The sequence below is a fragment of the Luteimonas endophytica genome (assembly GCF_029887875.1).
Classification (GTDB): domain Bacteria; phylum Pseudomonadota; class Gammaproteobacteria; order Xanthomonadales; family Xanthomonadaceae; genus Luteimonas; species Luteimonas endophytica.
This window is the reverse complement of the sequence record NZ_JARXRM010000041.1, coordinates 1-10,450: the sequence shown is the minus strand read 5'-3', so window position 1 is coordinate 10,450 and position 10,450 is coordinate 1. Positions and strand designations below refer to the sequence as shown.

The following is a 10,450-nucleotide window of genomic DNA, read 5'->3' as shown; positions in this document are numbered from 1 at the left end:
CAGGATCCAAGCCCTTCCGTCGGTGGCCACGGCACCCGACCAGCGCTGGGCCACGGATCTGTGCCGGGTCTGGGGCGGGCGCGACGGCTGGCTGAGCTTGGCCCTGGTCATCGATTGCCACACCCGCCAGTTGCTCGGCTGGCAGCTCTCGCGCAGTGGCCGGGCCACCACCGCAGCCGCGGCCCTCGAGCAGGCCCTGATCACCCGCTACGGCACGCTTGGCCGTGTGCCTGCGCCGTTCCTGCTGCGCTCGGACAATGGCCTGGTGTTCACCAGCCGCCACTACACGCGCCTGGTGCGGAGCTACGGCCTAAAGCAGGAGTTCATCACGCCGCACTGCCCGCAGCAGAACGGCATGGTCGAGCGCGTCATCCGCACGTTGAAGGAGCAGTGCGCCCACCGCCACCGCTTCGAGACCCAGCAGCACGCCATGCGGGTGATCGGCGACTGGATCCAGTTCTACAACTTCCGGCGCCCGCACCAGGCGCTGGGCATGAAGACACCCGCCCAGGCGTATGTCTTAGCGGCCTGACCTGTGCAGGAAGCGCTGGGTCATTACACGGGAGCTGAGGTGTCCACCTACACCACCATCGCGTTGCCGCGGTATTCCGAAAGAACGTCACTGGCCGTCACGTTCGTACGCATGCGGTTGGCTCGTTGTGGAGGCGCCCGCGGCCGAGATTGCGGAGCAGATCAGGCGCGGCATTGTTCTGGGGGATCCCTCCACCCGGAGCAGACGAGTCGTGCCGCTGTTCGAGCCACATCGATTGATGCTCGCGTCCCACATGGCGCCATCACAATGGATGGCTCGGTGGCTAAGGAAGATCAGCTCTTGGTTGACGATCGACGCGTGCGGCCGACTCAGAGAGTTCAGGTCCGGGCCTTACGACGCTTCGGCCTTGACAGCCTCTTTGGATCCCGATTTTTTTCAAGCACAGTTTAGGGTCAAACAGGCGCGAGAAGTCCTTTTAGCGATGGTCAAGGCCGAGTCGTTGATCCCCGTTGATTGCGAGATTGAGATCGATCTGGCGCTCCAGGCGGCATATCAAGAAGGATTAACCGACAGAGAAGACGTGATCTTCTACGCAGTTAATCAAGTGACTCTGCCCGAGACGTGGCGCATGCACCCAGCCACCCGAGCCTGTATCACAGGCGCGCTATCGGGAAAGTCTACGCTGGTAGACAGTTTTACCTCGTTGCCGGACGACGTCCTTGAGGAACTGTCAACGCCCAACTCAAAATGTGCATGGCATCAAGATCAACTAGGGAGCGTATGACATGGCAGTTACTCAACCGGTAGCCCGCCAGAGCGTTGGAACAGTGAGCAGGATTCGAGCCAATGCACGTGGGGCCAGAGCCGTTGCCACGGGAAGCGCGGACGAGTGCGCGTTCTGCGGACGACAGGGCATTCCGATCCTGCCGTTGCGGTACGCTGCCATCCCGAGCTATCTCGATGCGAGGCGCGGCCAAACTTCACCGCAGGCGCTTTTCGGCGGTCGCGAAAGTGCACTCGGTGCGGTACCTGAGATGCAACGCCACCGATACACGGTCCGCACGCTAAGGGCAGGGTACCTCTACGTATACATGAATCGCCCGGGGCAATGGCAGGCCTATGCGGTGACTCCCGAGGGAAACCTGCGACTGCTCGCCGACATCGATGATATCGACGAAAAAGCCGACAAGGAAATGTCGGCCCAGTGCAAACGGTCGGGTGACAACATCCCCGCGAGCTTTATTCACGTCGGCGACCCAGCCAGAACGCCCATCATCTGGCTGGCTTTCAGTACGGTGCGCTGGAGCCCTGCGGTGCGGGCGGCATACGAGGCGGACCCGGCCAAGCGAATGCAGCGTTTCGACGTCGCTAAGCTCGGTAGCGAGCCGGACGGGGAAAGCGACGCGTTTGAAGTCGCTGATGATGCTAGAGAACGTCTCGAAGGTTGGGTAGAAGAATTCGTTGGAGAGGGGAGTCGTCTTCCGATCGCCAGGCATACACAAGCAGCGCGATCGGAGATTTACCCAGCAACCGCTTCTTCTGGGAGAGCGTGCACGAAATGCGCCCACGTGTGGGGCAGGCCGCTGGATTGCAAGCTTATGCTCAACATTATCGCGAGTCGAAGGGGCAAGCACGCACGGTGGCAGCGGTGGTGTTGCACGATGCTATGGGGATGGTCCAGGAAATCGAGGCGACCCGTCTGCACAGTCTCGAATCAATGCAAAATTACGCTACGCGCGTCGCACGCCCTTTGACCGTGTCGCAGTCTATCGTGGGCCTGAAGAAGATCATCGAGCACAGCACCTTGGCAGCCAGAACTGCTGATGAGCAGGCGCGCGGAGTCCCGGACGTGCTGAGCGAGACGATTCAGGTAGGTGATCCCGGCTTCGGGCCCCGAATCTACCAGACTTTCACCACGACTCGTGAGGAACGGGCCGCCTCGGACAGCCGTCGCGTCTGGAACGACCTTGCTCAAAAATATGACGAAGAGGCTCGCGCCAGATTCCAGTCCACTTACGAAACGGTGATGCAGGCTTTTATCGATCAGGTCGAGAAGTGCGACCAGGATTGGGCGTCCTGGGCGCAGGAGCCATCTTGGGAAGCGTGGCTCGACGATTACGACGGGAATGTCTACAGCGAATGCGCAAGGCTCGTCGAGGACTACGCAGCCTGCTTGGCAGGCGGTGCAGCTGGTGAAAAGAGCGTGGCAGTTTGGAAGAAATGGCTGGAAGATAGGCCAGACATGCTGAGAAATCCGGTGTATCGAGCTTTATTCTTCAATCAGCAGACGCTCGTCGAGCACCTCGTTCCCGCGGACGACAATCTCAACAAGGGCGACAAGCTCTACGACACGGTTCGTGCTCTTCTCGATTCAGATGATTTCAACGCGTATGTTACGCCGAGGTTGAAAGCAGCGGTCGCCGCCCATCAGGTCGCACTGACTGGCGCGCTGGCACGAGTGACCACCACGCTGGATGTTGCTGGTGTGCAATTGGCTGCTGTTTCGCGCGAAGTGGCACTGCGTGCCCAACAGGGCGTAATTTTGCTCTATGAAGGCATAGAGATGACGCTGCTTCGCGTCCAGCTTAGCTTCGGCGAGTATCAGCGCATGCTCTCCGCTCTGGCGTTTGATCAGGCAGGGGAGGTCGCCGAAGAGGTACAGGAATTTCTTGACGAAGCTGGTCGAAAAGTCCGTTCCCTGGTACGCGCGGGCCTTTTGAACATCGACGATCCGCGCATACGCGATACTGTCATCGAAGTATTGATCTGGTCTTTCGACAAGGCTGAGGATATTCAACAGCAGATCAACAAAATCCTCGAGGATCTACGGAACACTACAGGCCGGCTGTCGGGGCAGCTTTCTGAGATCACGGATAATGCGGCTCGTGCCGGCAGCGTGCTCGTGGGTAGCCTTTCAGGTGAGATGAGGTCCGTCAGGCTCGGCGCCACGCTGCTGAGCGCAGAGGCGGCCGAGCGGATACGGGACCTTCGCGCGGGAATCAGAATGAGTTCGAAGCAACTAGTATTTCTCGGCCGCAGTCTGTCAAGCAAAAGCATCCGCGTGGTCGGCAGCGGCAACGTTATCCTGGCCGCAGGTTCTTTGTTCTTCCAGGGCTGGGCGCTTCGTGACTCGTTGCGTAGCGCCGACGAAACTCTAGGCGCCAGTGGAGCGGAGTCGCAATTGTCACTGATCTCGCCGGCCGTGGGCATAGTCGGTGCTTCGGCAGAAGTGCTCGGATTTTCTATGAATGCTCTAGGTCGGCAAGTTGGCGAGAAGTTTATTCGGGCGGGTGGGGGTATTGCAGCTGCAGCGTCGCTGGTGGACGCGGTGCAATCTGGGTTCGCCACAGTGCGGACCTGGAAACACGGTGATGCAGACGCGGCGGGTTGGCATCTCGGAGCCACGATTCTTTTTGGAGTTGGCGGTGCGCTTTCTGGCTACGCTGTTATGGCTGGCAGCGCTGCGCTTCTCGGACCGCTTGGAATTGCTCTTGCACTCATAGCTCTTGGTGTCATCGCCACGTGGGTGGCGCTTAACGCCGAGGACACGCAGGCCGAGATCTGGTTGGATCGTTGCTATTTTGGCAGGGGGAGGCGCGCCGAGGGTCAGTGGACGGACGGCCAAGTTGCTGAGGAACTCGCGGCGCTAAATGCCATCGTCGTTGGTCTTTCGGCAACACTGAGTTTCAGTGATGACTGGCTAGGTATTTCTGAGCGGGTCAGCGGTTACGAGCGGATCGATGTTGAGATCCGCATTTCCGGTTTTGATGCGACCAGGGCAGGTTACGAATGGCGGCTGCACGCTCGTCATAGACAGCGCGGCGAGATTGCGATGATGGGTGGCCGACACCGAGTTCCGGCCCCAGCCCAATACGTTTCGGCTGCGCCCAGGCGCGGGCTCTCCGACTGGATGAAGCGAGACGATCCACAGAAGTGGACAAGGGAATTCGAAGGTCGGCAGTACTACGACGGCACAACACTGGTTATCAGCAAGTCTGTAGAAGTTTTACGGAGTCGATTCCAGGAGGCGCGACTGGAGATGGATTATTGGGCGGACTACTCAGATCAGTCAGCGCTAGCAAGAATCGAGCTCGAAGACGAGGATTGAATGAATAGAGGTAAATCGAGATGCGTGCCGCAGCATCCACATTGGCATGAGGATTTACCCGACCGGGATGCCCTCGCGGATCGTGCGCCCGCGATGCTGGATGGTGACGTCATTGCAATGGACGACGTCTGCCTTGACGTGTCAAGAGCTTCGACATTGATGCGAGGCTTGGGTGTTGCGTTTGGCCTGTTTGGCGTCGCGTTGGTCGTCTTTTCTGCGGTCTTCCTGGGTAGGATTTTCTTTCCTCTAGAACGAGATTTGGTTGCCCCGCTCATTATCGTCTCGCTAGGTTTATTCATCCTGGTCTATGCGGTGTTGCTACTGCTCAGAACAGATTTGTGCGTTTCGCGTGATCGACCCGTCCGTTTTAGCCGGGCGCGTCGAAAGGTCTACGTCTATGAGCACGCCTACGGTATGAATCTCTTTTCAAAATGGCCTGTTGGGGTAAAGGAGTTCGACTGGGATACATTGCGTGCGGAGATTCACAGGCGCTCAGGCTTCGGAGGCAAGGCCTACGTACAACGTTTCGCGCTGTCGCTAGTAAGCTGTAAGCCTGGCACTAATGAAGCGATGGATCGTTTCGATCTGAAGGGAAACTGGCCCACCGCGGAGGAACTGCGAAGCACTTGGGCGTTTTGCCGGCATTATATGGAGGAGGGAGCGAAGGGCCTAGCGAACCACCAGTCACGGTCGGATCAGGTTTCGTTTCGGCGGAGTTTGTTCGAATATATGCGGTTCTTGGACCCCACGGAGGACGGGCGGGCGGTGCGCCGCCGTATGACTGTAGGCGATTGGGCATTCAATCTGCCATTGACGGCGCTTATGTTTTGGTTGTTCATACCTTGGGGGATGGGACACTACGTTGCAATGCGATGTGCCCCAGGACCGAGTTGGCCCTCAGGGGTTGAGGTCGAGTCACGTGAAGTCTAGCGTGCCGGCGTTAGGCTAGAGAATTGACTGCGCTGCGCTGGAGCAGGATGTGCATCCAAGTGGCGACTCACTGATTGCGTGCTCCGCAAGGGGTCGCGAGGGCGTAGATAATCGGTATGGGGTTCTACCCCGTTTCCACGGACCGTTTGAGTAGGGCTTGGAACTCCCGGTCACGCCGGGCAACTCTACGACGCATTCGTGGGTTGTGGAACGTTTCCAGGTAGTCGTACAGATCGACCCGTGCCTCGTCTCAGGTCCGGTAGTGGGCGCGGTGGGATCTCCCGGATGCGTACCAGCAATCGTGCATTGGCCTGCGCTCGCGGTCGTGGCTTGCGCCCCGCCCAGGCGTAGATGCCGCTGGTCGAAACTTCGAGGCAACGACACATCATCGGCACTTGGTAGTCGCTGCGGAAGTACTCAATCACCGCGAACCGTTCAGTGACTGCTTCGCGAAGTACGCCGCCGCATCTTTTAAGAATCACGCTCCCTGGTTACCCGGGTCAGCTCACGCTTGATGCGGTCGAGCTCCTCGTCGCGAGTAGTTCCACCTCCGGGAAAGGCCTTGCTTCCCCCCCACATGGGCCTCCCGGACCCAGTGGGTCGGCAGGGCCGGGGGGACCCCAACCTCCGGGGCGACCTTCCGACAACTCGACTTCGATCGCCGAACCAGTTCGACGAGCTCGTGCTTGTACTCAGGGCTGTAGCGCTTGCGCTTGGACATGGACACTCCTTTGACCCAGTATGGGCCTTAGTGGATGTGTCCGCAGAATCGGGGTAGAGCCCTTTAATGACAACAAGGTGCAGGATTGGCTGGAGAGGTGTCACTTCGGTAGTTTCGAGACCGGCAAGCTTTATCGCGATTCTGATTTAGAAATGCGCGAGCTGGAGCTGGCCCTGAACGACCTGGGAGGCTGAGGGAAATGGATTACGCGGGGCTTGATTATCGCAATATCCGATTTCCCGTCGATAGATCATTGACTGATGGAGAGCGAGCAGGTCGTTACAGTTTCAAGAAGTCAGGAAACGCGTCGCCGATGGATTTCCTATCGGTTATCAACCTAAATAGCAACTATATCGAACTCGTCGACCGCTGGTATTCCGTCAAGGGGTTTAATAGCTGGGTTGGAGCGGGCGTCTTGGGTTTAGGCGTGCTGTTGTCCTTTATCATTGTTTGGTCCTTCTTTTTTGCACCGGCAACGGTTCAGCGAGGAGCGCTGTGGTTCATGATGGTGTTCTTCTTGCCGATTACCCTTGGCTTGATTTGGGCTGGCTGGTGGCTCATCCGCACTGAATGCGGCCGCTGGACCCACTACCCCATGCGTCTGAACCGCACGACCGGGCAGGTTCACGTGTTTCGTCAGAACGGCACGGTACTAATGGTGCCGTGGAAGGAGTTGTTCATCACCCGAGGCGAGGCGAAAAGCCCGCTGTCCGGCGACACCTACGATCTGCGCGCGCACGTGCTCGATGCCGACGGAGTGACGGTGCGCGAGTCGTTCTCGTTGGGGTATCCCTCGCTATTGGGCAATGCCCAATCGATAGATAAGTTCTGGGCCTTCCTGCAACCTTACATGGAAGCAAAAGATGGCGTGGAACGCACCTATCGCCATCTCAAGGAGGGTGGGTACCTCGTGCCGGTAGACGGGCGGAAGGAGGGCTGGCGCTGGAGCATTGCCCGGTCTTTCATGCTGGGTGCGCACTGGCCCTGTTTTCAGCTGTTGTTCTCGCCTTTTTTGGGTCTGAATGCCGTCGGCCGCATGTTCGCGATGTGGACCAGCAAGGTACCAAGGTGGCCCGAGGAGGTGGAACGTGCCAGCCCGGTAGAGGCGGACGATCCGTTCGTCCTCACCTGGCGTGACAACGCCCCGCTGGGCTGGTGGGAGTTGTGGTACCCGCTGATCTGCACGGTGGTAGGCGTCGGGTTTTTTGTGGGCGTGATCGGTTGGATCGTGTCTGATCTGTGGCAGTGAGACGGGCAGCCAAGCGCGCGCGTTAGTGCGGTCGCAGCGACAACGAATGTTCCGGGACGGTACTCCGGCCAATCGATGCCACTAGACGAGCTGGGGGACTCCACCACGCCTCAATCGGCACCAAACTTCGGCGACGATGGGCGGATGGGTGCAATCGAAGCCATCAACAACCTTCGCCGGGAGGTGCGTGCCAATCGTGCGGCCAATATCGCGACCAGCGCCTTGATCGAGACCGCTTCCAACACCATGGCTCAGTTGCTGGAAACCAATCCGGCGCGGTATCACCGCCTCTTGCGCAATATCACTATCGCCTGGCTGACACGCGACGACCTGCTTCCCGCGGCCCATGTGGTGACGGGCACCTGGGCGCGCATCAGCGAATGGATCATGGAGGTCATGACCGGTCTTGTGCGCGTCGACGCGCGGGCGGCGGTCAGCGTTGGGCCCATGCTCAGCGGCACGGAGTACATGAGCACCAGGGGACATTTCAAGGGTGGTTGGAGTCTGTCGCAGGCGGTCAACGGTGCCGTGCTCTACGCGGCCCGGGTAGCCAGGCAGAAACCGCTTCGGTGGTGTTTTGGGTTGTCGGCAAGGTGGAATCGGGAGTCACTTTCGATGCTGCCGCGCTGCGCGCCTTCGGGTTGAGCGAGATCGACACCACGGTTCCTTCCCGCGTCGTGCCCGACAACCCCGTATTGCGGAATCACCTGAACCGCATGTCGTTGCGCGCGGATATGATGCTCGGGTCCGTGGCGCTGCTCTACCAGGCGCATGGGTTCTACGGGGCGCTGTCGAAGTTCAACCAGGGCAAGGGGGACGTGGGCGACGGCGTCAAGCTTGTCAGTTCGGTGCTGGCGGCCACCGGTGCCGGGATGGAGCTGGTGGTGGCGGCACAGGCGTTGCGCAGTGCACAGGCCACCGCCGGACGCCTCGTGCTGATGAAGGCAGCTGCGCATTTGGGGATGTGGGCAGGGATAGTGGACGGGGCGTATTCCATCTATCAGTTCACAGAAAAGCGAGGGCGAGATGACTTCGATTCTGCCTATTGGTCACTTGGTTCAGGAGTAGCAGCAATAGCGGGGAGTCTCGCAGGTTTCGGCCTTGCCGCAACCGGTGTTTCAGCAGCAGCCGGAGGCGCAGCTTCTGCTACGGTGCTAGGTATCACAATGGGCCCGGTCGGTTGGGTACTGCTGGCCATCGCCTTTCTTGGTTTGGCGGTCTACTGCGCCATCCAGGCCTTCGGTACCGACGACGATGAACTCTCGCCCCTCGAGTACTGGCTGGACAACGGCGTGTTCGGCAAGCGCGCGCGCATCAGCGGGAATCATCTGGAGAAAAATCCGTTCGTCGATCGCGTGGGCGCGACGGTGATGCCGTTCGTCGATGTAAACGACGAGCTCTACCAGCTGCAGCGCATCACCCTGGTAGCGCAGGCCATGTTCGACAGCATGCGCAGCGCTCGCGCGGGAGCCTAAGTGTCCACCTACACCATCGCGCTGCCACGTTATGCCGAAGGAACATCCCTGGTCGTCACGTTCTATGGTTACGTCGGCGAACGGCGGGTGGAGGTGTCGAGCTTCCGGTGTGAGGACGGAGCCTTGAAAGAGAAGCGCTTCCGCGAGCGGATCAATTTGACCGGCGGCAGTGGCCGCCCGACCATTCAGGTGGACCAAAGCGGCGCGGCGTACATCACCGGGCGTTTGGGAAGCGGCGGCTTTGGCGTCGGCATCCGCAATTTCCTCGGGCGCCTGCTGGGCGACGGCAAGCAGTTTGTGCACGTGGACGACTTCGGCATGGAGCTGGTGTATCAGCCCGACCGGCTCCAGCTGCCAGCGCTGGAAACGATATTGCGCTTCCCGGTGGCGCGTCGATGACCCGAACTGCCAACAAGGCGGCGCGTGACCTTTTGCTCGGGATGAAGGAACTCCCCGAGCAGGGAGGCGGCTGGGGCTTGCTGCTGCCTCGAGGCGGCGATCCAGCGGAGCAATCGCCCCACGCGCATGGCGCGGTGCATGGCATCAATCCCGCCTACCTCGAGTTCGTGCCGCATACCAGCGTGTCAAACCGCGGGATGGGGGTGTTCTATGGATTGTGGTTTGCAATTGTTTTCGTGCTTATGTTGGGGTCAATTTTCGTCAGAGGTAGTGTTGACATAGATCTCAACGAGTATTTGATTTCTACGTTCCTCGTGTTCTTTGTACTAGTGGGATTTCCATTAGCTTGTGTGATTTGGGCCTACCGCTCCGCGCGTATGCCCCTAGCCCCACCCGTTATCCTGAGCCGAACCTTGCGCAAGTTCTATGTTTGGGTTGACCGCAAGCGCGGATGGATGGTGCTCGACTACGACGAATTGCATCCGGCGGTCTTCCGCTCGGCCATCGTCACCACGGCCGGGTCGGCGACGTTCTTCGTGCTGGGACTGGCGAAGCTGGTCCCGGGCACCCGGCGGATCGCCGATCAGGTCAATCCTGCGCCGCCGTTGTTCCCGGCCGAGCGCCCGGAGCAGGTGTGGGAGTTCATTCGCACCTATATGGACGGTACCCCCGACGCGCTGCCGCCGATCGACCCGATGCCGCCGCTGCAGGACGCGCGTGCCGACCATGCCCGCATGGATCGTTTGCTGCTGCAGGATATGGTCGATGAACATCATCGGCTGAAGCCAGGCGTATTCAACAAGATCTACACCTGGTTCTGGGGCGGAGTGAGCTACTGGACCGAACGCTGTGCGCTGTGGGTGCAGCGCACCGCCCCCCGGCCGGAGTACCCGCCCGAGCTGCGTGAAGCGATGCAGTGGGAGGGCGAGAACCCCTATCGGACGCGGGCGCCCACGGCGGAGGAGCAGCAGGCCTGGACCGGCCGGCTGCCGCATCTGCGGCGACGGTGGCTGGCAGCCGCGGCGTTCTCCACGCTGATCTACGGCAGCATGTTCCTGATCATGACAGTGGGGGC

The 10,450-nt window shown here is 59.9% G+C and carries 10 protein-coding genes and 1 pseudogene; 10 read left to right on the top strand and 1 reads right to left on the bottom strand.

Annotation, left to right across the window (positions count from 1 at the left end; translation table 11 throughout):
- The 5 genes and pseudogenes from QFW77_RS13285 to QFW77_RS13270 all read left to right on the top strand — a co-directional run.
- On the top strand, positions 1 to 532 hold a 532-nt coding region (locus QFW77_RS13285), incomplete at its 5' end, for an IS3 family transposase (RefSeq protein ID WP_280575008.1).
- Between the two features lie 304 nt (positions 533 to 836).
- Positions 837 to 1,277, top strand: a complete 441-nt coding sequence (locus QFW77_RS13280) for a P-loop NTPase family protein (protein WP_280575250.1) — start codon at positions 837 to 839, stop codon at positions 1,275 to 1,277.
- Position 1,278: 1 nt separating this feature from the next.
- Positions 1,279 to 2,010: pseudogene (locus tag QFW77_RS19165) on the top strand (T6SS effector BTH_I2691 family protein); the annotation flags it as partial.
- A 41-nt stretch (positions 2,011 to 2,051) separates the two neighbouring features.
- Positions 2,052 to 4,601 (top strand): T6SS effector BTH_I2691 family protein, encoded by a 2,550-nt coding sequence (locus QFW77_RS13275; protein WP_425603331.1) that lies wholly within the window; start codon positions 2,052 to 2,054, stop codon positions 4,599 to 4,601.
- Entirely contained in the window at positions 4,602 to 5,531 is a 930-nt protein-coding gene (locus QFW77_RS13270) for a DUF6708 domain-containing protein (RefSeq protein WP_280575248.1), read from the top strand.
- Between the two features lie 505 nt (positions 5,532 to 6,036).
- Here QFW77_RS13270 and QFW77_RS19160 read toward each other — a convergent pair.
- Positions 6,037 to 6,252 (bottom strand): transposase, encoded by a 216-nt coding sequence (locus QFW77_RS19160; protein WP_425603330.1) that lies wholly within the window; start codon positions 6,250 to 6,252, stop codon positions 6,037 to 6,039.
- A 199-nt stretch (positions 6,253 to 6,451) separates the two neighbouring features.
- Here QFW77_RS19160 and QFW77_RS13265 point away from each other — a divergent pair, with 199 nt between their 5' ends.
- From QFW77_RS13265 to QFW77_RS13245, 5 genes are all read left to right on the top strand, one after another.
- Positions 6,452 to 7,501, top strand: a complete 1,050-nt coding sequence (locus QFW77_RS13265) for a DUF6708 domain-containing protein (protein WP_280575247.1) — start codon at positions 6,452 to 6,454, stop codon at positions 7,499 to 7,501.
- 144 nt (positions 7,502 to 7,645) lie between these two features.
- The gene (locus tag QFW77_RS13260; protein ID WP_280575246.1) at positions 7,646 to 8,146 is read left to right on the top strand and encodes a hypothetical protein; all 501 of its coding nucleotides are present in this window, start codon (positions 7,646 to 7,648) and stop codon (positions 8,144 to 8,146) included.
- Positions 8,071 to 8,976 carry a hypothetical protein gene (locus QFW77_RS13255; RefSeq protein ID WP_280575245.1) on the top strand — a complete coding sequence of 302 codons (906 nt, stop codon included), beginning with the start codon at positions 8,071 to 8,073 and terminating at the stop codon, positions 8,974 to 8,976. The genes QFW77_RS13260 and QFW77_RS13255 overlap by 76 nt, the downstream gene beginning before the upstream one ends.
- Complete coding sequence (locus QFW77_RS13250; protein WP_280575244.1) at positions 8,977 to 9,375, top strand: hypothetical protein; 399 nt, start codon at positions 8,977 to 8,979, stop codon at positions 9,373 to 9,375.
- On the top strand, positions 9,372 to 10,450 hold a 1,079-nt coding region (locus QFW77_RS13245; RefSeq protein WP_280575243.1), incomplete at its 3' end, for a DUF6708 domain-containing protein. The genes QFW77_RS13250 and QFW77_RS13245, both read left to right, overlap by 4 nt.

Bases quoted from the DNA above. Each gene is read 5' to 3' on its own strand.
- QFW77_RS13275 (WP_425603331.1), top strand. From the start codon at position 2,052: ATGCGCCCACGTGTGGGGCAGGCCGCTGGATTGCAAGCTTATGCTCAA.
- QFW77_RS13270 (WP_280575248.1), top strand. From the start codon at position 4,602: ATGAATAGAGGTAAATCGAGATGCGTGCCGCAGCATCCACATTGGCAT.
- QFW77_RS19160 (WP_425603330.1), bottom strand. From the start codon at position 6,252: ATGTCCAAGCGCAAGCGCTACAGCCCTGAGTACAAGCACGAGCTCGTC.
- QFW77_RS13265 (WP_280575247.1), top strand. From the start codon at position 6,452: ATGGATTACGCGGGGCTTGATTATCGCAATATCCGATTTCCCGTCGAT.
- QFW77_RS13260 (WP_280575246.1), top strand. From the start codon at position 7,646: ATGGGTGCAATCGAAGCCATCAACAACCTTCGCCGGGAGGTGCGTGCC.